The sequence below is a fragment of the Mycetocola sp. CAN_C7 genome, assembly GCF_015752285.1.
In the GTDB taxonomy this organism is placed as follows: Bacteria; Actinomycetota; Actinomycetes; order Actinomycetales; family Microbacteriaceae; genus Mycetocola_A.
Window position 1 is genome coordinate 1 of the sequence record NZ_JADOUY010000010.1, and the last position, 24,852, is coordinate 24,852.

Sequence of the window (24,852 nt, forward strand, 5' to 3'; positions counted from 1 at the left end):
CCACGGCCTCGGCCCGGAACTCGGCACTGAACTTACGACGATTCGACATGAAACAGATCCTCCTAACGCCTGTCTCAATTCACCATACGGGCGCAGACTGCGCCGACGAGGCGGATGATCGCGTCACGGTTGGGGAAGATCCCGACGCTATCGGTGCGTCGCCGGATTTCACGGTTGAGTCGTTCGTTGGGGTTGTTCGACCAGATCTGTTGCCAGAGCCCATCGGGGAAGCTCGTGAACGCGAGGATGTCAGCCCGTGCCGTGTCGAGGTGCTCATGGGCGTCGGGGAGTTTGCCGTCGACGTAGTCCAGGAGCCGGTCGAATTGGGCGTGCACGGCGCCTGCGTCGGGTTGGTCATAGACGGAGTGCAGCATCGCTTTGACGGCCGGCCACATGCTCTTCGGGGTCACACTCATCAGGTTGGCGGCGTAATGGGTGCGGCACCGTTGCCAGGCAGCTCCGGGCAGATTCGCTGCGATCGCCTCAACCAAACCCCGGTGGGCGTCGGAGGTGACCAGTCGAACCCCGGTGAGGCCGCGGGCGACGAGGTCGGCGAAGAATGAGTTCCATGCCGCCCCGGTCTCTGCCGTTGCGACCCTCAGGCCCAGGACTTCGCGGTGTCCGTCGGCGTTGACGCCGGTGGCGACGAGGACGACGGCGTTGATGACGCGTCCACCTTCGCGGACCTTCATCGTGAGCGCGTCGGCTGCGACGAACGTAAACGGGCCGGCGTCTCCCAAGGGCCGGTGCCGGAACTCATCGACGTGCTCGTCGAGGTCTGCGGCCATCCGGGAGACCTGTGACTTCGACAACGAGTGAATCCCGAGAGTCTTGACAAGCTTGTCCATACGACGAGTCGAGACCCCTGCCAGGTAACAGTCCGCAACGACGGTGATCATCGCAGCCTCCGCCCGCTTGCGACGCTCGAGGAGCCACTCGGGGAAATAGGTCCCGGAGCGCAGTTTCGGGATCGCAACATCGATGGTGCCGACCCGGGTATCCAGGTCGCGGTGACGGTAGCCATTCCGCTGCGCGACCCGGTCGGGGCTGGGTTTGCCCCATTCGGCACCGACCACCGCATCGGCGTCGGCGCAGAGCAGGGCATTGATCAACGTCTGCAGCAGCTGCCGCATCAGATCGGGGGACGCGTCGGTCAGGGCTTCAGAAAGCACGCCGGCAGGGTCGACAATATGTGGAGCGGTCATCGTGTTGATGCCTTTCGAGTGGGATGTGAGAGTTTCCTCGAAGGAACACCACGGTGACCGCGCCCACGTCCAGGACGAGGTCGGCAACCACCGGGCTACACCACCTTAAGGGGCACTACTCCGTGTTCCAGAGAACGATGGCCGCGGTGAGAAGATTCAGCCCCGAAGCCCGGTAGCGCTGCTGCTCGAAGGACCGGTCACGGATCTCCCCGAGCCGGTTGAAGAATACCGCCCGGGCCAGGGTGTTCCTGGCCTCGCCCTTGTTCAGCCCGGCCGTCACCTTGCGGCGCAAGCCGGGATCCTGGAGCCAATCCAGCAGGAAGAGGGTCCGTTCCAGTCTTCCCAGTTCCCGCAGTGCAGTGGCGAGCCCGTTTTGGTGCGGATAGGCGCCGAGCTTGCGCATCATCAAGGATGCGGTCACGGTGCCGGTCTTGACCGATGCGGCCAGCCGGAGGATCTCGTCCCAGTGTGCGGTGATGGTTGTCGTGTTGATGGTGCCGCCGATCAGCGGAGTCAACGTCGACAGGTCGGCGCCGTTGCTGGGCGTGTAGAGGCGGGTGTCGCCGATGTTGCGGATTCGGGGCGCAAACCGGTAGCCGAGCAGCTGCATGAGGGCAAAGAGATGGTCGGTGAACCCTGCGGTGTCGGTGTAGTGCTCCTGGATCGCCAAGTCGGACTCGTGATACAGCAGCCCATCCAGGACGTAGGTCGCGTCTCGGTCACCGACGTTGATGAGTTTGCTGTGGAAGGGCGAGTACTGGTCCGAGACATGCGTGTAGATGAGCCGTCCGGGCTCTGCACCATACTTCGGGTTCACATGCCCGGTGGATTCGGCCTTGCTGCCGGCCCGGAAGCGCTGCCCGTCCGAGGACGAAGTGGTGCCATCGCCCCAGTGCGCTGCGAAGGGGTGGGTGTGCTGGGCATTGACCAGTTCCGCCAATGCGGCGCTGTAGGTTTCATCCCGGATATGGGATGCCTGCTGGCGGTCCAATTGGGCGTAGGTGACACCGGTGCATGACTCGGACATCTTCGTCAGTCCAAGGTTGATTCCATCGGCCAGGATCGCAGTGAGCAGGAGTTGTTTGTCCTTGGAGGGTTGGCCGGACTTGAGGTTGGTGAAGTGGCGGGTGAACCCTGTCCACCCATCAACTTCCATCAACAGGTCGGTGATCCGGATCCGCGGGAACATGGCACTGGCCTGGTCGATCAAGGGCTGGGCGTGTTCTGGCACGATCGTCTCGAGCGGGGTGATCTTCACGCCATTGGCGGTGATCAGCACCCCGGGCAGTTCGTCGCGGGACGCCAGCCCGTTGATTTGGTGCAGCCGTTCGGAGAGCAGGGCAAGACGATCCTGGAGATAGCGTTCGCCGCCGTCTGTCGTGACCAGGGGAAGGTTCCCAGCGTCCTTCATGGCCGTGTAGTCGGGGCTGGCCAAAAGGTAGTCATCGAAATCGCGGAACTGGCGGGATCCGGTGACCCACATGTCCCCGGACCGAAGCGCATTCTTGAGTTCCGTGAGGGCGCAGAACTCGTAGAATCCCCGATCGGTGCCGGTCACGGTGAAAACAAGCGGCTTCCACCGGGACCGGATGAACGAAGTGGGTGCATCGTCCGGGATCTTTCGGGCGCCGGTGGCGTTCAAGGTTCGGATGACATTGATGGCGGCCAGCAGGTCTTGTGCGGCGGGGGCTGCCTGGAGGTCAAGGACGGCAAGGAACGCCGGGGTGTAGCGGCGCAGCGTGGTGAAGTGGGCGCTGACAAGGGCGAGGTGGTCCTCATTGGCCGGCCGGGTGAGCTCCTTGGCTTGGGCGGTGCTTTCGGCTAAGGATTCCCAGCCGATGGCTGTGTCGATCGCGGCGAAGGGATCCTCGCCGTTTTCCCTGGCCTCAATCAGGGCATCACCGAGCTTGGAGTGCAGATGTTCGTCGACCTTCGACGCGAACACGGCGTGAGCTCGTATCTGGCTCATAGCATGACCGTCACGCCATCGAACCTTGGCCAGATCAGCGAGACCACGCAGGCCGTCTTAGAGATGCCGTTCGACATGATGTCTTTTCAACCGGCCGCTTTCATCGGCGATGACAGGCGGTGGAAGGAAGACTTCAGTGAGGTCACCATCGACGACGTATGGGAGCAGGTGGAGGCGGGGGCAGGGCAGAAGCTGCCGTGGCAAGCGACACAATTTGGCGACCCGCGATGTAACCGTTCCACGGTAGGCATGCGCGTGGACGGGCGGTTCGCGGCGCTTCTCGACCCGGATGAGCCGCGGGATCTCGCTGCACGAGACCGGTTCCTGAACCATTTCGGCGGCATGATCTTCGGGGCCGTTCCGAAGCCGCTGCTGACCGTGAAGATCATTCGCGCGTTGGCAAGCCACCCCGCGGATATTGGAGCGTTGCTGGGTTTGGGTAGGAGGATTGTGCGCCGAGCTGGCGGCATCCGCAGAGTTCTCCGGGCAATCGGGAAGCGGAAGATCGGGTTCAAAACATTCGTGGTTCACAACTTCATGGACGCCGGTGAGGTGGCCCCGGCTTGGGAGTTGATGGAGCGGGGCATTCAGAGCGATGATCCACGCTTGCGGGAGACGCAGGAGCGGCTGGGTTCATGCATGTATGCCATGAGCCATCCCGAGGACGGCCGCCTCGTGCCTGCCTGCGTGCAACACTCGGTGCTGGATCCGATCGAAAATGTGGGTCTTCGTCGGCTGCTGCCGATCGCCGCAAAATCAGGTGCCATGGCCGTTCGGCCGTCTGGACTCACCGAGGTACGACGCACACTGCCTCGCGCGGAAGCGTGAACACCACGTGTGCAGCCGCCGCCGTTTGCACTCCCCGGCGCGAGTTCGGCATGTTCCTCGCCGCCACCGACTTCGATGATGCTCCGGCGCAGCCGGGCGCGCTGGGCGGTCGAGACGCCTCTTGCATACTCGCCGCTGCGAATCTGGCGATCAGACGAAGCCGTCGGGACGACCTGATGGCTTCATGTACGACCAGAACTCCGGGCGCGTTCCGCCGTGCAGGATTGCTGTCGGTTCTGTTGACTCCTTGACCTGACTTGTGAGGATTTCGGTTCTCACAAAGGACGTCTCCTGTGGCCGAAGCTTCTCGTCTGGAGTTCCGCCGTGAAGTCATGGTCGACGAGATTGTTGTGCACGGCTGGCCTGCTTTCCTGTTGAGACCCGTTTCTTCGCGTGCACGCTCCAGACGCCCTGCTCGGAACACAGCCTCCCCACGGCCAGCCCGTGTTACGTGTCCTGGATTACTGAATTAGCCAACCGAGCGCGCGTACCGTTCCAGAACGTCGCTGTGCGGCCGCACAAGCGCGAACCTTACTGGAGAGGGCACCATGCTTTTCGATAGATCCACAACAGCACTGGTACTAACCGATCCGCAGAACGATTTCCTTAGCCCCGACGGTGTGGCTTGGGCACTGGTCGGTGAAAGCGTCGAGGAAAACCAGACTGTTGAGCACATTGAGCAGCTGCTCGTGAGCGCCAAAACGCTCGGCTATCAGGTCTTCGTCTCCCCCCACTACTACTTCCCCCACGATCACCTATGGGAATTCGGTGGAACCTTGGAAAAGATGATGCACGAAATCGGCATGTTCGATCGGCCCGGTCCCTTGGACATTGACGGACTCGAGGGTTCAGGAGCTGATTGGCTTGAACGCTTCAAGCCTTCCCTCGATGACGGCAAGACGGTCGTGTGCAGCCCGCACAAGGTCTACGGGCCCGAGCAGAACGACCTGGTGCTGCAGCTCCGAAAGCGCGGAATCAGCAAGATTCTGCTCGCCGGCATGTCCGCGAACTTGTGCGTCGAAAGTCATCTGCGTGAACTTCTAGAGCAGGGATTCGATGTGGCCGTTGTTGCCGACGCGACCGCCGCTGCGCGGGACCCTGAACTTGGAGACGGGTATGCGGCGGCCCTGACGAACTTCAATTACATTGCTGGGATGGTTGTTTCGACCGAAGAAGCCGTGAGCATGCTCGGGTCCTCCGTGTCCGTAGAAGAACTGTGATCAACGAGCCTTCCTCCTATGCGGGTCTAGGGGCGGTCTTCGTTGACTGCACGCTGAAGAGGCGCCCGGAGATCAGTCACACCCATGGGCTGATGGACGAGAGCATCGCGCTCATGCGGTTCCAGGGGCGATAGTGCCGAACTGTCGGTATTGGTAATGATTGAGTTCCGCTCGGTGACCAAGCAGTTCCCGGATGGTACTACCGCGGTAGACAATGTCAGTCTGGTCTTCCTCTCGCGGAAGACAGTAGTGCTCGTCGGTTCCTCCGGGTAGTTACCCGTCTTCTGGCCCATATGCACATCCGCCTATAAGTAGATCGGTGTTCATATCGAACTGAGGATCCCGATCGAAACGGGTTTGTGTGTTGCTTGTCCGTTGCTACCGGGCCACGACGGATACAGACTCCCGCGGAAGTGTGAACACCACAGGGGCACCGACGGGAAGATTCACTCCGGGTGGCAGTTCGGCGTGAATGTCGATTTCGTCGACGCCGATCACGATACTGCGCCGTGCTCCGTTGCGCTGAACGGCAGAAACCACGCCGGCAAATTCATCAGCGGCGAGTGATCGGGAGGGCGACGCAGTAGCGACGGCGATGGCTTCCTGCCGTACGACCAGAGCGCCCGGGCCTTCTGGAATGTTCTCGTCAACTGTCACTCTGCCCACCGCCGAGTGGTGCGCACCGTCGTGGGCGACTCCGTCGACGAAATTTCTTCCGCCCATGAGTCGCGCTACAGCGCGGCAGGAGGGCCGGTGGTAGATACGGTCGACGGTGTCGTGTTGCAGGAGTTGCCCGCCTTCAACGACCGCGATCCGGTCAGCGACCGCCGCTGCTTCGTCACGGTCGTGAGTGACGAGAAGGACGGTCGGTGACAGTGACGCACGGATGTCGGCGAGCAGCTGGTGCATGTCATCGCGCAGCGCCGCGTCCAGGGCGCTGAACGGTTCGTCGAGGAGGAGGATGGCGGGCCGGGCCGCGAGGACGCGAGCGACGGCGACACGCTGCTCCTGGCCCCCTGACAGCGACCTGATCGGCCGGCTCGCAAATTCCTCGAGTTGAACCATGTCGAGGAAGCGAAGGGCGTTTCGGCGGGCCTCAGCCTTGCTGAGGCCGGCTGCGCGGTCGGCAAATGCTACGTTGTCGATCACCGACAGGTGAGGAAAAAGCAAGGGACGCTGGAAGACCATCCCGATTCTTCGGTTCTCGGGGAGGACCGAGGTCATATCGACGCCGTTGACGAACACACCCCCTCCGCTGGGGTCTTCCAGTCCGGCGATGATGCGAAGGATGGTGCTCTTGCCGGAGCCGCTCGGACCGAGGATGGCGGTACAGGTGCCGGGAAGCACGTCGAGGTTCACGCCGTTCAGCGCGGGAACCGCATCGGCGGCGAACGTCTTGCTGATGGAACTCAGCGCGATGGCTGAAGTCATGACCGGTCTCCTCTGTGCTGCCGCCCGCTGCGCGCCAGGAGCGCCAGCAGGACGATCGGCGGGATGATGGCGGCCAGAGACAGGATGGCGACGGCAGCGTCGTTCCCGGTTCCGGCGGCAGCGGATGCCGTCACCAACGGCAGGGTGATCACCTGGCCACCACCCACGATGACGGTGACGAGGTAATCGCTCCAGCCGACGAGGAACGCGAGGAACGCTGACCGTGCCAGTGCCGGAGTGAGAAGAGGCACCTGGATCGTCCACAGCACCTGCCATTTGGAGGCCCCCAGAGTCCTGGCTTCTTCTTCGTACCTGGTGTCATGGGCCGCGTACGCCACTCTCATCGAGAACGTGGTGTACGGAATCGCGATAACGACAAGGACCAACACCAGACCGACCAGGGGTGGAACATAGGCGCGAAGCAGAAGCACGTTCACACCGAACGCAGCGGCGAAAGGCGGCAACACCACGGGGGCGAAAAGAAGCGCGGTGAGAATCCGAGGGAACGGTGCCCAGCCGTTGGACAGAGCGCGCGCTGCCACCGCACCCAGCGGTGTGGCGATGATCGCGACGGCGAGGCCCAGCGCGAGCGAATGGAGAAATGCGGACAGACCGCCTTGCTGAAGCGCTGACATCGTCCCGCTCAAACCCCAACTCGTCGGGACGGGCGATGGGAACGACCAGCGGTCAGCAAACGACCAGAAAGCGAGGGGAAGAAGCGGGACGGTGAACCACAGAGCGGCAATGAGCGTTCCACTGATGCGTGCGGTTCGGCCGACGCCACGGGACAGGGTCAGCGGACGCCCTGGATCGCCCGGGAGACGAAGGTTCTCCGGCGGGTTCGGCGAGGGGACGATCCCCCTGGTGGAGATACTCATCGCCACGCCCCGGAGCGCCGCAGCGCCAGGAACGCTGTCGTCACGACGAGGACGGAGAGAGAAACGGTGACTACGGCGACCGCGGCCGCCTCCGGTCGGGAGGCGAGACTCGTCGCGTGAAAGAGCCTCAGCGCCATGACGGCGAGCGGTTCGGGATAGGTCCGGCCGAGCAACCAGGCGACCTCATAGGATCCCAGCGTGTACACGAAGGTGATCGTCGAGGCAATGATCAACGACGGCCTCGCGAGAGGAAGGAAGACCAGCCGGAGCCGGGCCAACCGGCCGGCACCGAGGAGCGAAGCTGTCTCGTCGAATCGCGCCACCCTCGTGGCGAGGGTGCCGGCGACGATCATCGCGATGAACGCGGATTCTTTCCAGGCATATTCGGTGACGACCGCGACCCACCATGGTCCACCGACAAGCGCAGGCCATGCGTCGGGTGAAATGTTCAGGAGCCGCGAAAGGACTCCCGAGTCGGCAAGGAGCAGACCGATGGTCGCGGCGCCGATGAGGTGTGGCACGGTGATCGTTGCGGCGCTCAGCGTTGCGACTATGCGCCCGCACCAGCCACCCGAGACCACAAGGATGGCGACGAGGGTCCCGATGAAGGAGGACAACGTGGTAGATGCTGCCGCGATGCCCACCGAAACTCCGAGTGAATCGGCCAACTCTTGTCTGCCGCCGACATACGCATCCAGGCTGAGGCGTACGGGTCCGACAAGCGGCATCAGCCCGATGCTCTGCAGAAGTGCCGAGCCGATTCCGGCAATCACAACGAAGGCCACGGGGGTGACAACGACGAGAAGTAGTGCGGGACCCGCCGCCGGACGGGTCGACATTTTCCCCCGCGGTCGCATCTACCGGCCCGCCAGAACGTGGGTGCGCCAACCCTCGTCCAGCGCCGGCACCCACGCTGCGGCGAGTTCGGGATTCGCGTTGCGCGAGAGCACATCGAATGCGGGAACAACGGGCGACTGCGGAAGCGCATCGAATCGGGCGCGCTCAGGGCCGGAAAGGGAGTCGAGGTCCAACACGGTGAACTGGCCCCAGGTTGCCGGCTCCGCCTTGGCGACCTGCTGCTCGACGGACAGTGCGATGTTGGCGACAACCATTGCTCCTGCGCTGTCAGCAGCGTTCGAAGGGATTGCCAGAAAACTTGCGTTGCCCATCGTGCCCTCGGCTAACGGGAGGACTTTCGTGCCGGCAGGGTAGGTGCCTTCCGTAACCAGTTCGGTCAGGGTAGCCGGCCCGTACGTCATCGTCATGTCGATCTGGCCGTCGGCATACAACGTGTTGAGCTGACCGGAACTCGCGGGATACGTATCCCCTCCACGCCACAGTTTCGGACCGATGGCGGAAAGGGTCTCGAACAGTTTCGGAGTCAGCCGGTCATATGCATCCGCGCTGAACACGGGCGGAACGTTCGAATACCCGCCGGATTCGCTATACAGCACTTCACGGATGAAAGCTGACCCGGTGAAGTCCGGGGGTGCCGGGTAGGTGAACCTGCCCGGGTGCGCCTCGGCCCACGCCAGGATCCCGGCGATAGAGGTGGGCGGATCGTCGACGACGTCTGAGTTGTAGGCAAACGTGAACTGGGCTTTGTGCCAGGGGGCCTCGCATCCGTCTACCGGTGTTCCGAAGTCATTCGCCAACAACGGGTCCGTCGCCGACGTGTTCGCCATGTTCGGCAGGATGGGTGTCCAAGCGCACAACCAGGCACCTGCCTCCTTCCCGGTGCGGAAGTTGTCGCCGTTGACCCATACCAGGTCGACGGTTCCGTCGGAGGTTCGGCCGGCTTGCAATTCGGTGAGCACGCGGTTGAGCGCGTCTTTGGTGTCGGCGACCGGGACCCTCTCGAGTGTCACCCCAGCCTTCGCGACCGCCGGTGCGAGGACGTTGTCGACGTAGGCGTTGCCTTGTTCGTCGCCCCCGTACATCCACAGGTTCACTGTCTGGCCTTCCGCGTCATGTATCACCTCGTCCCAGCTGGAGTATGTGGTGCCCACCTGGTTCGGATTCGGCGCCGCGCATCCCGCGAGGGCGGTCAGGGCCGCTACCAGGGCCGCCGAGGTGAGGCTGCGCCGCGCGACTCGACGTGACAGCGCCGGGGTAGGAACGGTGGGTGACAAGGAGGCACTCCTTCGTGACAGGACCGTTGGGGTATTCGCCAAGGATAGGGACCTGGCAGCTCACCGGACGGTATCCCACCTCACAGAGGCCGGTGGCGAGCCCATCTACGATGGGCCAGATGGGAAGCAACACACGGGCGGTCGCCTGGCGGGCAGCAGCATTGGCGGCATTCCTCCTCGCCGTCATCGTTGCGGGGCTCGTCATCCCCGTGCCGACCGTTGAACAGATCCGTGCCAGCGCCGAGTCCGCCGGCGGGTGGGGTGCCGTCTTTTTCGTGGTCGGGTATGGCCTCATCACCCTGACCCCGATTCCCAAAAATGTCGTCAGCATCGCTGCCGGGCTCACCTGGGGACTTGCGCCGGGGTTCGTACTCGTCTATGCGGGTGCGCTGATCGGGGCTGCCCTGGCGTTCTTTCTGGGCCGCGCGCTCGGGCGCGATGCGGTCGAGCGGTTCACCGGCACACGCGTCGCGCGTGTTGACGAGATCCTTCGCCGCCGCGGGCTCCTGGCGCTCATCGGAGCCCGGCTGGTTCCGATCCTGCCTTTCACAGTCGTCAATTACACGGCCGGTCTCACCGCGGTCCGCAGACGCGACTATACGGTGGGCACCATGATCGGAATCGTGCCGGGCACCCTTGCCTACGTCGCGGTAGGTGCGTTCGGGACGTCACTGGGGTGGGGCTTCTACGTCGCGGTGGGTGCGCTCGGTCTCCTGGCTCTGCTTGGGGTGATCCTCGCGTACCGGATGCGGAAGAAGAGCTTCGCGACGTCCAGCGGGCCGGCCGATGAGGAAGCGCCATGATCGACAATTTCATGCGGCGGATGCTCGATCGCCCCCTTACCCGCGTTGCCGGAGTCCTCAACATGTCGTGGGTCACACCGAACCGTCTCACGCTCGCGGGCCTGGTTCTCGGACTGGCCAGCGCCGTCCTTGCCGCGAACCAATGGTGGGCCATGGCGGTTGCCGCCTGGCTCGTCTCGCGGCTGTTCGACGGACTCGACGGCGCGCTGGCCCGTGTACGGCGGGCCAGCGTGGACAAGCGGCCAGGTGAGGCAGGCGGGTTTCTCGATATCGTGGCGGATTTCATCGTCTACGGCGCCACCGTTTTCGGAGTCGCCGTCGGTGCCGCCGACGGATTCGGCGCGCCATGGTGGCCCTTCATGTTCGTCCTCGTCGCGTACTACGTCAACGGGACAGCGTTCCTGGCCTTCTCCTCCATCGCAGAGCGAACCGGCCGACAGATCGACGACGGACGGTCGTTGTCGTTCCTCGGCCGGATAGCGGAGGGAACGGAAACGATCCTCGTCCACAGCCTCTGGCTCATCGTGCCCGCCTTCGCCTGGCAGACCGCGGTGCTGTGGGGTGTGTTCGTCGCCCTCAGCGCCACCCAGCGGATCATCGTCGGCTTTCGCATCCTGAACCGACCGGCGAGCCCCGGTCCCGTCGGCTCACCACGAACCTCCGTACCCTGACGAGCATACGAATGGCGGCGCCGACGGGCCCGCCCTTCAACCGTTGGCGGACGTCGGAGACGGCAGCATTCCACAGCGGGTCGTTGAACGTCGGGTAGGGGTGGGTTGTGCCAGCGAGCGCGCTGGTGGACAGTGTGCGCTTCACGGCGAGAGTGAGTTCGCCTATGGTTTCGCCGGCACGGGGGCCCACGACGGTGCCGCCCAGGATGCGCCCCGAGCGGTCCACCACGATTTGCGTGAACCCGTCGGTATCCGATTCGGTCACGGCTCGATCCGAGTGGGTGTGCTCCCACGTCACGACGCGATGCCGACCGGGATCTGCGGTGGCGGGCTGGAGCCCCACCGCAGCAACTTCGGGGGACGTGAAGGTGACGCGAGGGATTGCTCGGTTTTCCACGCTTCTGCGCAGACCCAGAATCGCGTTCGTTGCGGCGATGCTGCCGTTCACACCGGCTGTATGGGTGAACTTCGGCATCCCCGTCGCATCCCCGGCCGCCCAGATCCGTGGATTGGCCGTGCGCAACCTCTGGTCGACAGCAAGATAGCCGTCGCCACCGGTTTTCACCCCGGCGTGGTGCAGGTCCAGTCCACCGGTTCGAGGTTCACGGCCAACTGCGGCAACGATCCGGTCGAATTCGATCCAGGTGCCGTCATCGAGACAAAGCTGCCCGGACAGCCCATCAGTCGAACGGACCTCCGTTGCGGTTCGCCCTGTACGGATGGTGACTCCGTCGCGAAGCATCGAATCGTGGATGATATTGCTCGCGCGCGGTTCTTCTTTCGGCAGGATCCGGGCACCACGCTGCACGATCGTAACCCGGGAACCGAGCCTCGCCATCGCCTGGCCGAGTTCGCAGCCGATGGGGCCGCCGCCGAGAACGACGAGCCGGCGAGGCAGTCCAGGGACCTCCCAGAAGTTGTCGCTTGTGAGGACGGAGACGGTCTCGATTCCCGGGATCGCGGGCACCGCGGGGGCGCTGCCGGTGGCGATGACCGCCTGGCGGAAATGCACATCCGCCCCGTCGACAGTGAGCGAGCGAGGCGAGGTGAACACCGCGTTGCCGAGCAGAATGTTCACTCCCTCCGCCTCGAGCGCCTCAGGAGAATCGGTCGGTGCGATGGTGTCCATGGCGCGGTGAATAGAGGCCATGATGGCACCGAAATCGGCCGGGGAATCCGAAACCTCCATCCCGAACCGTGCGCTTTCCCGCGCTGTCGAGACGGAATGTGCGGCGGCGATGAGAGCTTTCGAGGGAACGCAGCCGGTCCAAAGACAATCCCCACCGAGACGGTCGCGCTCGATCAGCAACACGCGCGCGCCGAGTCCCGCGGCGGTCTTGCTCGCCACGAGGCCGGCGCTTCCTCCGCCGACGACGACAAGGTCCCACACATCGGTTTCCGGCATAGGCCTCTCCATCCATGTCCACGCGCTCGGCTATCGGCAGCTCTTGTCTATCAGCCGACTGCGCACAATTCGGTGTCCGAGCACACAGTGATCGGATCCCGCTCCGCGTAACATCGGCACATGAGACCGCATCGGTATGCCGCCGGAGCTCGCTTCTACGACATCTTGTCTGGTGAGAAGTGGGTTTACCGGGCAGGGCGGGTCGCCGGGGCCACACTACTGGGCCTTCGTCCGGGTGACACGGTCCTCGACCTCGGTTGCGGGACGGGCTTGAACTTTCCGGTGCTTCTCGACGCCATCGGACCGCACGGTCGAGTGATCGGCCTCGACCGGAGTTCCGCAATGCTCGCGGTCGCCGGACGCCGCGTCGCCACCCAGAGGTGGGACAACGTCCACCTCGTACATGCGGACGCCACCGATTTCAGCTCCACTGACCTGGGCCTGGACGCCCAAAGCCGCACCACGTCCGTCATCGACGCCGTCTTCTCCACGTACGCGATGAGCGTGTTCACTGACTGGTATTCGGCATGGGACTGCGCCCGTCGGGTCCTCAAACGAGAGGGCCGGGCGTGCATCGTCGACATGCAGGTGCCGACGGGGCACGCCGCGATTCTCGCCCCGCTGGCGCGTCTTGCCTGTGCAGCCGGAGGTTCGGACATTGCTGCGCACCCGTGGACGATTCTCGAGCGGACGGGCACGAGCGTGTCTCGGCGACAGCTTCGCGGGGGACACATCCAGGTGGTCGCGGCAACGGTGCCATAGTTCCCGGCAGAAATCTCGGTGCTTATGTGATCCATGTCGCAGAACGGCGACGAGTGAAAGTTTACGGTCAGAGTACCAATCGCCAACATCGAGCAAAGGTTCACCATGACTAAGGCATCATCTGTGACTCACACGTCCCACTCGGTGACCGCCTCCCTTCCCCGGCGCATCGTGGCCGGCGTGGTCGGCGGCCTTGCCGGCGGCCTGATCTTCGGCATTCTGATGGCGATGATGGGCATGCTCCCGATGATCGCATCGATGGTCGGATCTGATTCAGCAGCACTCGGCTTCGGCATCCATCTGATGATCTCCATCGGCATCGGCCTCGGCCTTACCGTCCTCTTCGGCAACTGGCTCCTGACGAGTTACCCGCGCGGACTTGTCGTCGGGCTCGTCTACGGCGCCGTCTGGTGGGTCCTCGGGCCGCTGATCATGATGCCCCTCATGCTCGGCATGCCGCTCTTCGTCGTCGACTCCACCGCGCTCCTCTCCTTGGTCGGACACCTGATCTACGGAGCGATTCTCGGTACCGTGGCTGTCATGATTCTCGCGAAGCGTCGATGATTGAGCAATGCGCCACGGATGTGGCGTCGGCACCGAACGGTGACTGGCGCCCGTGGTCGCCCCATCGACGGGAGAACAACCCTTTGCAGCCGAAAAACAGCGAGCCGTTCAGTTGCCTAAGTTCGGTGGAACTTTTCGCGGATCTGAGCCCGGCAGAGATTGAGGCCATCGATCAGATGGCACCGGCACGGTACTTCCGTAATGGCGAGTTCGTGTTCAGTCAAAGCGAACCGGTGACCGCGCTCTTCATTCTCAAAAAGGGCCGGGTGCGGATTTTTAGGGTGACAGAAGAGGGCAAGGCCCTGACCATGGCCATCCTCGAACCCGGCGCCGTTTTCGGCGAGATGATGCTCGTCGGTCAGCGCATGTACGACAACTATGCCGAAGCGATTGAAGACGCCGAGATCTGCCAACTCAGTTCAGCCGAAGTCGAACAGTTCCTGCTCTCAGACCCCAGAATCGCGACGCGGATCGCTCGTCACCTCGGCGAGCAGGTCGCCCGGCTTGAGGAAAGATTGATCGACCTCGCCCTGAGACCGCTGCAGGCCCGCGTGGCCAGCACACTGGTGCGTTTGGCAGAATCGCAACGTCCGTCCCGGTTCGGTTATGTGACCATCTCGCTCACCCACGACCAACTTGCCGGCCTGCTTGGCGCCACCCGGGAATCGACCAGCAAAACGATGGCTGACCTCGCCTCGCGGAACCTGATCCGACAAGGCCGAGGCCGCATCATCATCATCGACGTGGATGGGTTGTCGATCCTTGCCCGAAAGATGGCCTGAGGCCGTTCTGGCCCCGTCCACCACCACCCGAAGGAAGAATAAATGCCCCGAATCCCCGTTCACACCAGAGCGACCGTACCGGAGAACTCCAGCGACTTGATCGAAATGCTGGAGCGGAAACACGGCAAGCTCCTCAACATCCACGCGAAGATGGCGGATTCGCCGGCCGTGATCGCTGCCTATGACGGTATCTCCAGAGCAATTGCGACGTACGGCACTCTTGACGCGCGGACTCGGGAAGCGATCGCTCTGGCTGTGGGACACGAAAATGACTGCACCTACTGCCAGGCCGCCCACACGGGCTCGGCCCGTCGCGCGGGTTTCAGCGTTGAAGAGACGGTCGCCATCCGTGCGAACGCCATCGACTTCGACGACAAGCTCGCGGCCCTCACCGATCTGGTGCGGGAATCGGCGCGGAACACCGGGAGTGTGTCGCCCGAGACCTGGGAGCGCGCGCTATCTGCAGGATGGACTCAGGCGGAACTCTCCGAAACGTTCGTGCACCTCGCCATCAATCTCTACACGAACTTCTTCAACCATTACGCCGAGACCGAGTTGGACGTGCCAGCAGCACCGCAGCTGCCCTAAGGCGGAATCGTGCGCGCTCACACTCAGCAGGTTATCGTCTTCGACGTCAACGAGACGCTTTCCGACCTTTCACCTATGGCCGGTGCTTTTCGCGATGTGGGGGCATCCGAGAAACTTGCGGATGCCTGGTTCGCAACAGTCCTCCGCGACGGCTTCGCCCTGGCGACGGTGGGAGAGTCTGCCCCGTTCCTCGACATCGCGGAGGATTGCGCGCGCTCCATCCTGGTGCGGGCATCGCTGACCGTTCCTCTGGAAGACGCCGTTCGAACCGTGCTCGGCCGCCTCGGCTCGGTTCCCCTGCATACCGATGTGCCAGACGGCATTCGTCGACTTCACGCCGACGGTCACCGACTCTTCACACTGTCGAACGGATCCACCTCGACTGCGGAACGCCTGTTCCGTCAGGCGGACATTTTGTCCTGTTTCGAAGGGCTGCTTTCGGTGGACGGGCAGACGACCTGGAAGCCGGCCGCGGAAGCGTATGCGCGCGCGTCCGAGGTGTGTGGTGTGCCGCTTGAGAACATGATGCTTGTCGCTGTGCACCCTTGGGACCTCAATGGCGCAGCTCGTGCAGGAATGAGCACCGCGTGGGTGAACAGGCAACAGGCCAGTTTCCCGCCGTATTTCACGGAGCCCACCGTCGTGGTTTCCTCGATCAGGGAACTTTCCGAGCACCTCTGACCGCCCTGTGTGTCGTAGATCGCAGAACCGGGAGCTCGTTCTTTCGTATCGTTGGGCACAGACAGTTCCGTCAGGAATGGAGCCTCTTTTTCGGGGGAACTGCCGACCGGGCTGTGGCGGACTCCCGCGCAGAACCACTTTCGATGACGGAAATGAGACACATGTATCGCGCTATCTGGAACGACGTCGTACTTGCTGAATCGGAGCACACGGTGCAGGTTGAGGGCAACCACTATTTCCCGCCGGAGTCGCTAAGAACCGAGTATTTTGAGGCAAGCCAGACAACGTCGCGATGCGCGTGGAAGGGCTCGGCCGAGTATTACACGGTCACGGGCAACGGCAAAGCCAACCGCGACGCCGCCTGGGTCTACCGGAATCCGTCTCCGGCAGCGGAGGACATCCGCGGTTATGTTGCGTTCTGGAAGGGCGTCCAGGTGGAGGAAACAGAGTCCTCGGCTGGTACCGCTGGCGGCGACGGAACTCCTGATTCAGAAGCGTGCCACACCTGCTGAGTGATCGAGATGGAACTGCCTCGATGGTGGTGTGCCGGTCGTGAGTGACGTTCCGATCGCAGATCACGCGCTTCTGTCGGATCGCCACTCTGCCGCGCTCGTGAACCGGGACGGCTCCATCGTGTGGGCGTGCTTTCCCCGCTTCGACAGCGAATCCATCTTCGCCTCCATCCTTGACGATGACGCCGGCCATTGGTCGATGAGGCCGAGCGACGCGTCGACATCGACCCGCGAATATGTGGATGGGACGATGGTTCTTCGGACCACCTTCGATACGGGAACCGGCACTCTCGAAATCGTCGACGCGATGGAATTGGGTCCCTCTGCCGACGCTCACCGCCTCGGTGAGAACGCCCCTCACTCTTTGCTTCGCCATGTTCGCTGCACCGGCGGGCGGGTTGCCGTTGAGATGAGCTGCCAGCCCCGCCCCGAATACGGCCTCGTCGTTCCCATCTTCAGCGACATCGAGTCGGGAATTGTCGCGACGGGCGGCTCCAGTCAGCTCACCGCGTCACTACCGGTGCCAACCGCTGTGTCGAACGGGGAAATCTCAGCACGGTTCACCCTGGAGGTCGGCGAGGAGCTGTATTTCGCTCTGCAGCGCAGTGCCATCGGCCAAGGGCGGCGGGCATACACTCAGCATGAAATCGGGGACGCCCTCGACGAAACGGTCTCGGGCTGGCGGGACTGGTCCCGGATCCACCAAAGCTACGACGGGCCCTGGCGAGAGCTCGTGCGTCACTCCGGCCGGGTGCTGCAAGCTCTCAGCTACCAGCCCACCGGCGCCATTGTGGCCGCCGCCACCACGTCGCTCCCGGAGGAGGTAGGAGGTGAGCGGAACTGGGACTACCGCTATTCCTGGGTGCGCGATGCGAGCTTCACCATGCAGGCGTTGTGGGTTGCAGCATGCCCCGACGAGGCGCACGAATTCTTCGGCTTCATGACCGCCGCCGCGGCACATTCCCAACCAGGGCGTCATCTCCAGGTCATGTTCGGGATCGGGGGTGAACACGACCTGTCGGAGCGGGTTCTTCCCCAGCTGCGGGGTTGGCGGGGAAGCGCGCCCGTCCGGGTCGGGAACGGTGCCTGGAGCCAGCCACAACTGGACGTCTACGGGGAACTGCTCGACGCTGCATTCTGGCTGCGGGAACAGCTCGGAGAGATCAAGCCCGAAATCCGTGCGTTCCTCTGTTCCCTGGCCGATGCCGCAGCGGAGCAGTGGGAGCAGCCCGATCACGGAATCTGGGAGGTTCGTGGCCCGCCCAGGCATTTCCTCTACTCCAAGCTGATGTGCTGGGTGGCACTCGATCGGGCAATCGGCATGGCAGACCAGCTTCAGTGCACCCACCGGATTGATGCCTGGTCGACCGCCGCCGAGTCGATCCGGGCCGCCATCCTCAGCGAGGGGTGGAACGAGGAGGAGCGAGCCTTCACGCAATCCTTTCGGTCAGCCGAATTGGACGCCTCCGCTCTGATGATTCCGATTGTCGGATTCCTTCCGGCCTCGGACCCACGCGTGGAGGCGACCGTGGACGCCGTCTTCCGGAGGCTCATCGATGACAGAGGTTTGGTGAGCCGCTACGAATCCGGTGCCGACGTGGACGGGGTCACCGGGGCTGAAGGTAGCTTCCTGCTGTGCACGTTCTGGCTGGCACAAGTGCTCGCGGCGGCCGGGCGAGTGGGTGAGGCCCGTGTGATGTTCGAGAACGCAGTGAGCCACATCAACGAGGTCGGTCTGCTCGCCGAGGAGATCGATGCGGCCACCGGGGAGCACCTCGGAAATTTTCCGCAGGCGTTCAGCCATGTCGGACTGGTCAACGCGGCATGGGCGATCCATCAGGCTGAAACCGGGATGCCCGGTTCGACGTGATGACCACAAAACTTGCTGGAAGCGTTGCGTCAGATGAAGCTACAAATCTGCGCTGGATCACAGGAATCGGGGTCAGCGCGCTCAGCATTGCGTTGGAATTCCGCGACGGTGTCGCGAAGGGATACCAGTTCGGCGATCTGATCGTCCAGGTCGCTCAGCTCCCTGGAGAGAAGATCCTGGACGTGAGTGCAGGGGGTCTCGCCTGCGTCCCGAAGTCGCAGTATTTCCCTGATCTGTGTCAGGGACAAGGCTGCGGCCCGGCCGCGGCGGATGAAGTGCAACCTGTTGATCGTGGCTTGGGTGTACTCCCTGTACCCGTTCGCATTTCGGACCGGAGCAGGCAGCAATCCGCGCCCCTCATAGTACCTGAGCGCCTTCGTTGTCATCCCTGCAGCGGCAGCAGCTTCTCCGATGCGCATCAAGACCTCGATTCTGGGAATCCACGTGACTCCATCGCAATGAAAGAAGAACCGGAAACGAAACTCCAATGAACGAATCTACTTGACCTTCCCTCTAAGGGGAAGGTACAGAGTGGGGCCAGCGTACCAACAGCCTGAGCATCCCCGAGTCGCGGGGAACCGGCAGAATCCTGGAGAACCGCATGACTGACACGACACCGGAATTCGATCTGGCCGTCATCGGCTCGGGCGGTGGCGCCTTCGCCGCCGCGATCAGCGCGACGAAACTCGGCAAACGGGTCGTGATGGTGGAGCGCGGAACTACCGGAGGAACCTGCGTCAACACCGGCTGTATCCCCTCGAAAGCGCTTCTGGCCGCGGCGGGCGCCCGGCACACGACGCTGACCGCCCACAGGTTCCCCGGGATATCCAGCGGTGCCGGATCTGTGGACATGGAGGCTCTCATAGCCGGCAAACGATCGCTGGTGGAGCAGCTTCGGACAGATAAATATGTGGATCTCGTCCGCGAGTACGGCTGGGACCTGCGCAAGGGTGACGCCGCCTTCGCCGGCACCGCTGACGATCCGGTACTCGAGATCGCCGGCGCGGACGGAGGTCGCGACACCATTCGAGCCCAGCACTATCTTGTGGCATCCGGCTCCGCTCCGTGGATACCGTCGATCGAGGGTCTGGACGACGTGGAATATCTCACGTCCACCAGCGCGATGGAACTCGAGGAGGTTCCGGAGTCACTCATCATCGTCGGCGGCGGATACGTCGCCCTGGAGCAGGCGCAACTTTTCTCCCGGCTCGGTAGCAGAGTGACCATGCTGGTGCGATCCCGGCTTGCCTCCCACGAGGAACCGGAAGCTGCCCAGGCGCTCATGGAGATCTTCGGCGACGAGGGGATACGGGTGCTTCATCGGGCCCAGATCGAATCGGTCCGCACCGATCCGGCAACCGGCGACGTCATCGTGCGCGCGACGGGTTTGGGTGGACGTGACGAATACAGCGCCACACGGCTTCTGATCGCCACGGGACGCCGTCCGGTGACGCGCGACCTGAATTTGACGGGGGTGGGCGTCAAGACCGGCGACCAGGGCGAAATCCTGGTGAACGCCATGCTCGCCAGTTCGAACAAACGAATCTGGGCTGCAGGTGACGTGACCGGGCATCCCGAATTCGTCTATGTGGCGGCCGCCCATGGCTCACTGGTCGTGGACAACGCTTTCGGCGATGCCGGCCGATCGGTCGACTACCATCACCTTCCCCGTGTCACATTCACCAGCCCCAACCTCGCGGCGGTGGGAATGACGGATAAGCAGGCCACTGCGGCCGGCATCCGGTGCGAATGCCGCGTGCTGCCGCTCGAGTACGTTCCCAGAGCTTTGGTGAATCGCGACACTCGCGGGTTCATCAAGATCGTGGCCGAGGCGGGCACCAGGCGAATCCTGGGAATCACGGCCGTCGCCGACAACGCCGGTGAAATCGCCGCCGCCGGGGTCTACATCGTCTCCGCGGGGATGACCGTGGATCAGGTCGCGAACCTTTGGAGCCCCTACCTCACCATGGCGGAGGGCATCAAGATCGCGGCGCAGGCGTACACCACCGATGTCTCGCGGCTCTCCTGTTGCGCGATCTAAACCACGACGTGGACCGGACGGGTCCGCATCCTCATTGAACGTCCGATCGGAAGGAACGACCATGAACGAACATTTCGACGTAGCGGTACTCGGTATGGGGCCTGGTGGCGAAGTGGCGGCGAGTCGCTTGCTTAAGGAGGGCAAGAGGGTCGCGGTCATCGAACGGGAGCTGGTCGGAGGTGAATGTGCTTACTGGGCGTGCATTCCCTCCAAGACGGTTCTCCGGCCGGCCGAAGCACGCTCCGGAGTCGAGCGGGCTGCAGGCGTAGCGGGAGCCGAACTGGACTGGGCCGAAACACGCAGCTACCGCGATTACATGATCCGCAACCTGGACGACGCGGCGCAGGTAGATGGCTACGCCGGTCAGGGTGCCACGGTGATCAAAGCCGAGGCGACTTTCGCCGGACCCGGGCGTCTTCAGGTCGGCGACCGCGAAATCACGGCAGACGACATCATCATCGCCACGGGCTCGGACGCCGTCATCCCACCGTTGGACGGGATCGAGCACATCACCGCGTGGACCAATAGGGAAACCTACACGGCGCAGACCCTTCCCCAACGCGCGGTAATCGTCGGGGGCAGCGCCGTCGGCATCGAGACAGCGACGTTCCTGGCACGGTTCGGTGTCGACGTCACGCTGATTCACCGCGGTGAACGGCTCATGGGACGCGAGGATGCCCGAGTAGGGGAACTGGTCCATCGCTATCTGGGTGAGGCGAAGGTCGAAATCCGTCTCGGGGTCTCGGCAACCCGAGCGAGGCGCGACGGTCGCGACAGCGTCATCGCGCTCGACGACGGAACCGAGGTAGCGGCCGACGTCGTCATTTTCGCTACCGGTCGCGAACCCCGTACAGCCGGATTAAGTTGTGAAGAGGTCGGAGTGGAGCTGGGCTTGCGCGGCGAGGTTGTCATTGATGAGCACTGCCGCGCAGGAGCGGGAGTCTGGGCCATCGGCGATGTGACCGACGTGATGCCGTTCACTCATGTGGCGAAGTATCAGGGCCGGATCGCGGCCGACGCGATTCTCGGCCGGCAGCGACCAGCGACATACGAGGGCATCCCTCGCGTCGTCTTTGCCGACCCGGAAATCGCCGCCGCCGGGCTGACCGCGCAGCAGGCCGGGGAGCTCAGCATCCGAACCGCATCAGTGGAAATCGATCTATCCAGCGCCATCGCACGGCCGTGGACCTACGAGCAGGATCCGCGCGGGCACCTCGGATTGCTCGCAGACCTCGACCGCAGAATCCTCATCGGCGCCTGGGCAGTCGGCCCGCAGGCCGGTGAATGGATTCACCACGCCTCCCTCGCCATCCGGGCACGACTCCCGGTGGAGACTCTGCTCGACCAGGTCGCGCAGTTCCCCACCTACCACGAGGCCTACCTTGCGGCCCTCGAGAAGCTGGACTTGTGACGCTCCGCGAGGAAGCGACTACTACCGCCGCAAGAGGGAATTCACCGCGTTCGCGATCGCCTCGGGGTGGTCCTCAGGGGTGAAATGTTTTCCGCCAGGCAGCTGCACCAGTTCGGCGCCCAGATCCGCTGACAGCCGCCGGCCGTACTCCAGCCTCTGGAAACCGTCTGCGGCGCCCCAAACCACTGCTGCCGGAAGGTCGAGGGCCGTGAGGCTTCCGGCGATGGAGGTCGTATCGGAAACGGTGAGTGCTGCCACCTGTCGCATCAGGCTTCTCGCTGCGCCGTGCGTGACATAGGGAGCCCAATGTTCCCCCAGCGACTCCAGCGCCCTCTGACGGTCGTCATGGCCACGATGAATCAATTGCACAAAGCTCGGATACAGCAGCACTTCAGGCAGCAAGGCCAGCGCCGGGGCGAAACGCCGCATGAACCTGACGCTCGGAATCGGCCACGAGTCGTAGGAGACCGCGTTAGTGAGGACGATGCCAGCGAAACGATCTCGCGCGCGAACCGCCGCAATCTGCGCCACCCCGCCCCCGAGATCATGACCCACAAGGATCGGTTTCTCTCCCAGATCCAGGGAATCAAGCCACCCCAGGAAGTATCCGGCCTGGGCAGAAAGACTGAGGTCGTGGCCTCTGCCCGCCGGAATGCTGGTTCCATAGCCACGCATCTCCCAAGCCAGCGAACGCCCTTGGATCAGCGGCATCACGTGCCGCCAAAGACGCGGAGACGTAGGTATCCCGTGAATCAGGACGACGGGATGCCCGGTACCGTTCTCCAGCCACGCAACGGGGACACCATCAAGAACGCTTCGCCGTGCTTCCATGTCCGTCTCTTCCTATAGCCACCGGCACAGCGACGTCCGCCGGCTGTGATGGTTCCACGTTACGAGGGATATGCGCCGAGGAGAAGCGCCCGGTATCTTCAGCGGCCACCGGTGGACGAGATGTCTGAACGTCGCCAGATCGCCGGACAGTGGTCGTCCGACGAATACTTCAGCAGTCTCCGGTCTCGCACCCGGTGTCGCGGCTGAACTCCGGGTGCCTAGTTCTCGTTGGGTCTTGACCTTGACGCAGGGACAAGGTCGTAGGGTTGGCGGCAACTCATGACGAAGGAGCAAATCATGGCATTTGAGAAGGGTCAGGTCTACCGCTGCCCAGACGAGTCTTGCGGTTGCGAGGTCACGGTTACCAAAGGCGCGCAACCGGATCAGGGCGGTTCGCTCAGTCCGACGTGCTGCTGCGGGAAGACGATGCAACTGACAGATTGAGCCGGCGGCGACGCACTCGCCCCGTATTGCGCTACGCATGGGCGCTCCGTGTGATCGGAGAGATCAGCGGCGATCTAACCCGATTTCGCATGCAGCTACTGCAGGAAATACCGAGCGTATTTGAAGTAGCCTTCCCACGGTCATGACAATGTGGCCGCAGCGGGCATGAAGATCAGATCCGCCCACCGCCGGAGCTGGCGCGCCTTGCGACCCAGAATCACATCTCTTTTCTGAGACGCGCGGGTAGTTCACCCAACCCTCCGATTATGATTTCGGGCGCGGTGAAATATCCGGGGTAGGTGGATCCGGTGCGGTTGATCCAAGTGGTCCTTAGGCCTGCGCTCGACGCTCCATGGATGTCCCACGGGTGGACGGCCGTCAGCAGCATTTGGTGCGGTTGGACGCCACACGCGTCGGCACCGTACTCGTAGGCCGCCCGCACCGGTTTCCAGCCAGGCGCAGCCTCGACGGAGAGGAGCTTCTCGAACTGATCAAGGAGACCGGCGTCGCCGAGGAGCTTTTCGGCCACGGTGGTTGAGCCGTTACTGAGAGTAACCAGGCGGAAGCCGGATGCTTTGAGTGAGCGCACCCCCGCAGCCACATCCGGATGCAGGCCCACGCTCGCGAACCCCTCCATGATGTGTACGGCGGCTGCATCCACATCGCGATTCAACTCGAGCCCGGTCAAGGTATCTCGAAGCCACCCGTTAGCGATGACGGCGAACTTCTCGTTGACTCCGGAGGCTGCCAGGGCGAAACCATCTCGCAGCAGACCGGCGAACCATACCTTGGCGAGAAGTTTCGGGGCTCCCACCTCAGCGAATCGGTCCGCTATGGGTGAGAGGTCGGAGAGCGTCTCATTGACGTCGAAGACAATCACTTCGGGTCGATCATCCATATTGGTTATCCCTGAAGCCACGGCTGGCGCATAGAACGCTTGGTTTCACTACGAGGTCGGGGTATCCCCAGCGCCGATGACGTCCTTAAGCTTTTCGCCAATCTGGTCCAACACGGCGTGCCCGATCATTGTCTCATCTGGATCGGCGGTCGCCGAGGCTGGCTCGAAAAGTAAGCCCTCCGCGTACGGGGCGTCCCGGCCCATCGCGAAGGCCGCTTGGCTCTCAGCAAAGTCGTGACGTGCTTGATCAACAGTCTTCCGGCCTTCCATGATCTCCACGGCAAGGTTGAGGGTGACGGTGTTAGCCGCTTCCGCGTCACAACGCGCGCCGAGCTGTCCCGCAGTCCTGTCCAAGAGCATGCTCCCGTCGAAACCGACCAACGCTGAAGCTGCATCCGCCGGAATCGGATAATCGACGTACTGGCTAAGGAAATCGGTGTGGGGTGCGGGAAAATTGTGCACGATCTCGTCGGCTGTGACCTCCATACGCGACCACGGGCCTGTTCGATACCAAAAAAGCTTCGTCGCTGTGGCTTCGTTCGGAGCGCCGTAGTGCTCGAGAAGCTTTTGCGCGACACCCTTAGGTGCTTCCGGCCACTTGTCGACAATGGAACGAGCCACCGCCAGTTCGACGACCTGGCCTTGTCCTAATTCGGAAGCGCTTGATCTCGAAGACTTGATGCCTTCTGCACTTCTTGCGGCCACCATCATGGCCTGCATACGCTCCGTGGTGGACGTGTGCAATGCATCGTCTTTTGACCCCATTTTATCCCGCATCCTCTCGCTTGTTATGGCGTTGTCGCTGCTTGGGTGCCGACCATTCTGATCGTCGCCGACTCTACGCCGAGGCATTCCTCAGAGACAGGGGGTTGCGTCCTTCGCACGGTGGAGGCGAATGCTTCGGCCGTTTAGAGATCACGCTGAGC

General features: G+C 63.2%; 22 protein-coding genes and 2 pseudogenes. 13 read left to right on the top strand and 11 right to left on the bottom strand.

Going from position 1 to position 24,852, the window contains the following annotated elements; genetic code table 11:
• Nucleotides 1-77: 77 nt before the first annotated feature.
• Nucleotides 78-1,205: pseudogene (locus IWX78_RS15675) on the bottom strand (IS256 family transposase); the annotation flags it as partial.
• Between the two features lie 121 nt (nt 1,206-1,326).
• Nucleotides 1,327-3,123 (bottom strand): annotated as a pseudogene (locus tag IWX78_RS15680) (Tn3 family transposase); the annotation flags it as partial.
• Nucleotides 3,124-3,177: 54 nt separating this feature from the next.
• Between IWX78_RS15680 and IWX78_RS15685 the strand changes: the two are divergent.
• Together IWX78_RS15685 and IWX78_RS15690 are read left to right on the top strand one after the other, a co-directional pair.
• The gene (locus IWX78_RS15685; RefSeq protein ID WP_196834577.1) at nt 3,178-4,002 is read left to right on the top strand and encodes a hypothetical protein; all 825 of its coding nucleotides are present in this window, start codon (nt 3,178-3,180) and stop codon (nt 4,000-4,002) included.
• A 548-nt stretch (nt 4,003-4,550) separates the two neighbouring features.
• Nucleotides 4,551-5,222, top strand: coding sequence for an isochorismatase family protein (locus IWX78_RS15690; RefSeq protein WP_196834578.1), 672 nt, complete (start codon nt 4,551-4,553; stop codon nt 5,220-5,222).
• 378 nt (nt 5,223-5,600) lie between these two features.
• On the opposite strand, the gene IWX78_RS15695 is transcribed toward IWX78_RS15690, so the two are convergent.
• Genes IWX78_RS15695 through IWX78_RS15710 form a run of 4 tightly spaced genes read right to left on the bottom strand, consistent with a single transcriptional unit; the run spans nt 5,601 to nt 9,663 of the window.
• Nucleotides 5,601-6,653, bottom strand: a complete 1,053-nt coding sequence (locus tag IWX78_RS15695; protein ID WP_196834579.1) for an ABC transporter ATP-binding protein — start codon at nt 6,651-6,653, stop codon at nt 5,601-5,603.
• Nucleotides 6,650-7,531, bottom strand: a complete 882-nt coding sequence (locus IWX78_RS15700; protein WP_196834580.1) for an ABC transporter permease — start codon at nt 7,529-7,531, stop codon at nt 6,650-6,652. The genes IWX78_RS15695 and IWX78_RS15700 overlap by 4 nt, the downstream gene beginning before the upstream one ends.
• Entirely contained in the window at nt 7,528-8,370 is an 843-nt protein-coding gene (locus IWX78_RS15705; RefSeq protein WP_196834581.1) for an ABC transporter permease subunit, read from the bottom strand. Before IWX78_RS15705 ends, IWX78_RS15700 begins: the two co-directional genes overlap by 4 nt.
• An 18-nt stretch (nt 8,371-8,388) precedes the next feature.
• Nucleotides 8,389-9,663: an ABC transporter substrate-binding protein gene (locus tag IWX78_RS15710; RefSeq protein WP_196834582.1), complete on the bottom strand. Its 1,275-nt coding sequence runs from the start codon at nt 9,661-9,663 to the stop codon at nt 8,389-8,391.
• 119 nt (nt 9,664-9,782) lie between these two features.
• Here IWX78_RS15710 and IWX78_RS15715 point away from each other — a divergent pair, with 119 nt between their 5' ends.
• Together IWX78_RS15715 and IWX78_RS15720 are read left to right on the top strand one after the other, a co-directional pair.
• Entirely contained in the window at nt 9,783-10,466 is a 684-nt protein-coding gene (locus IWX78_RS15715) for a TVP38/TMEM64 family protein (RefSeq protein ID WP_196834583.1), read from the top strand.
• Nucleotides 10,463-11,137, top strand: coding sequence for a CDP-alcohol phosphatidyltransferase family protein (locus IWX78_RS15720; RefSeq protein WP_196834584.1), 675 nt, complete (start codon nt 10,463-10,465; stop codon nt 11,135-11,137). Before IWX78_RS15715 ends, IWX78_RS15720 begins: the two co-directional genes overlap by 4 nt.
• On the opposite strand, the gene IWX78_RS15725 is transcribed toward IWX78_RS15720, so the two are convergent.
• Nucleotides 11,061-12,542: a dihydrolipoyl dehydrogenase family protein gene (locus tag IWX78_RS15725; protein WP_196834585.1), complete on the bottom strand. Its 1,482-nt coding sequence runs from the start codon at nt 12,540-12,542 to the stop codon at nt 11,061-11,063. The two genes, IWX78_RS15720 and IWX78_RS15725, sit on opposite strands and share 77 nt — an antisense overlap.
• 120 nt (nt 12,543-12,662) lie before the next feature.
• Between IWX78_RS15725 and IWX78_RS15730 the strand changes: the two genes are divergently transcribed.
• From IWX78_RS15730 to IWX78_RS15760, 7 genes are all read left to right on the top strand, one after another.
• Entirely contained in the window at nt 12,663-13,304 is a 642-nt protein-coding gene (locus tag IWX78_RS15730) for a class I SAM-dependent methyltransferase (protein WP_196834586.1), read from the top strand.
• A 123-nt stretch (nt 13,305-13,427) separates the two neighbouring features.
• Nucleotides 13,428-13,868, top strand: coding sequence for a hypothetical protein (locus IWX78_RS15735; protein ID WP_334684800.1), 441 nt, complete (start codon nt 13,428-13,430; stop codon nt 13,866-13,868).
• Nucleotides 13,869-13,993: 125 nt separating this feature from the next.
• The gene (locus tag IWX78_RS15740; protein WP_334684801.1) at nt 13,994-14,650 is read left to right on the top strand and encodes a Crp/Fnr family transcriptional regulator; all 657 of its coding nucleotides are present in this window, start codon (nt 13,994-13,996) and stop codon (nt 14,648-14,650) included.
• A 42-nt stretch (nt 14,651-14,692) separates the two neighbouring features.
• Entirely contained in the window at nt 14,693-15,238 is a 546-nt protein-coding gene (locus tag IWX78_RS15745) for a carboxymuconolactone decarboxylase family protein (RefSeq protein ID WP_196834588.1), read from the top strand.
• Nucleotides 15,239-15,247: 9 nt separating this feature from the next.
• Nucleotides 15,248-15,919, top strand: coding sequence for a haloacid dehalogenase type II (locus IWX78_RS15750; protein ID WP_196834589.1), 672 nt, complete (start codon nt 15,248-15,250; stop codon nt 15,917-15,919).
• A gap of 161 nt (nt 15,920-16,080) precedes the next feature.
• Nucleotides 16,081-16,431, top strand: coding sequence for a DUF427 domain-containing protein (locus IWX78_RS15755; protein ID WP_196834590.1), 351 nt, complete (start codon nt 16,081-16,083; stop codon nt 16,429-16,431).
• Nucleotides 16,432-16,471: 40 nt separating this feature from the next.
• The gene (locus IWX78_RS15760) at nt 16,472-18,301 is read left to right on the top strand and encodes a glycoside hydrolase family 15 protein (protein WP_196834591.1); all 1,830 of its coding nucleotides are present in this window, start codon (nt 16,472-16,474) and stop codon (nt 18,299-18,301) included.
• Nucleotides 18,302-18,330: 29 nt separating this feature from the next.
• On the opposite strand, the gene IWX78_RS15765 is transcribed toward IWX78_RS15760, so the two are convergent.
• Nucleotides 18,331-18,720, bottom strand: coding sequence for a heavy metal-responsive transcriptional regulator (locus IWX78_RS15765; protein WP_196834612.1), 390 nt, complete (start codon nt 18,718-18,720; stop codon nt 18,331-18,333).
• A gap of 182 nt (nt 18,721-18,902) precedes the next feature.
• Here IWX78_RS15765 and merA point away from each other — a divergent pair, with 182 nt between their 5' ends.
• Together merA and IWX78_RS15775 are read left to right on the top strand one after the other, a co-directional pair.
• Nucleotides 18,903-20,342 (top strand): mercury(II) reductase, encoded by a 1,440-nt coding sequence (gene merA / locus IWX78_RS15770; RefSeq protein ID WP_196834592.1) that lies wholly within the window; start codon nt 18,903-18,905, stop codon nt 20,340-20,342.
• Nucleotides 20,343-20,403: 61 nt separating this feature from the next.
• A complete protein-coding gene (locus tag IWX78_RS15775) occupies nt 20,404-21,753 on the top strand; it encodes a dihydrolipoyl dehydrogenase family protein (protein WP_196834593.1) in 1,350 nt (449 codons plus the stop codon).
• Nucleotides 21,754-21,774: 21 nt separating this feature from the next.
• Here IWX78_RS15775 and IWX78_RS15780 read toward each other — a convergent pair whose 3' ends face one another.
• The 3 genes from IWX78_RS15780 to IWX78_RS15790 all read right to left on the bottom strand — a co-directional run bounded on the left by IWX78_RS15780 (nt 21,775) and on the right by IWX78_RS15790 (nt 24,691).
• A complete protein-coding gene (locus tag IWX78_RS15780) occupies nt 21,775-22,584 on the bottom strand; it encodes an alpha/beta fold hydrolase (RefSeq protein WP_196834594.1) in 810 nt (269 codons plus the stop codon).
• Nucleotides 22,585-23,245: 661 nt separating this feature from the next.
• A complete protein-coding gene (locus IWX78_RS15785) occupies nt 23,246-23,926 on the bottom strand; it encodes a haloacid dehalogenase type II (protein ID WP_196834595.1) in 681 nt (226 codons plus the stop codon).
• 48 nt (nt 23,927-23,974) lie between these two features.
• A complete protein-coding gene (locus IWX78_RS15790; protein WP_196834596.1) occupies nt 23,975-24,691 on the bottom strand; it encodes a hypothetical protein in 717 nt (238 codons plus the stop codon).
• Nucleotides 24,692-24,852: the final 161 nt, after the last annotated feature.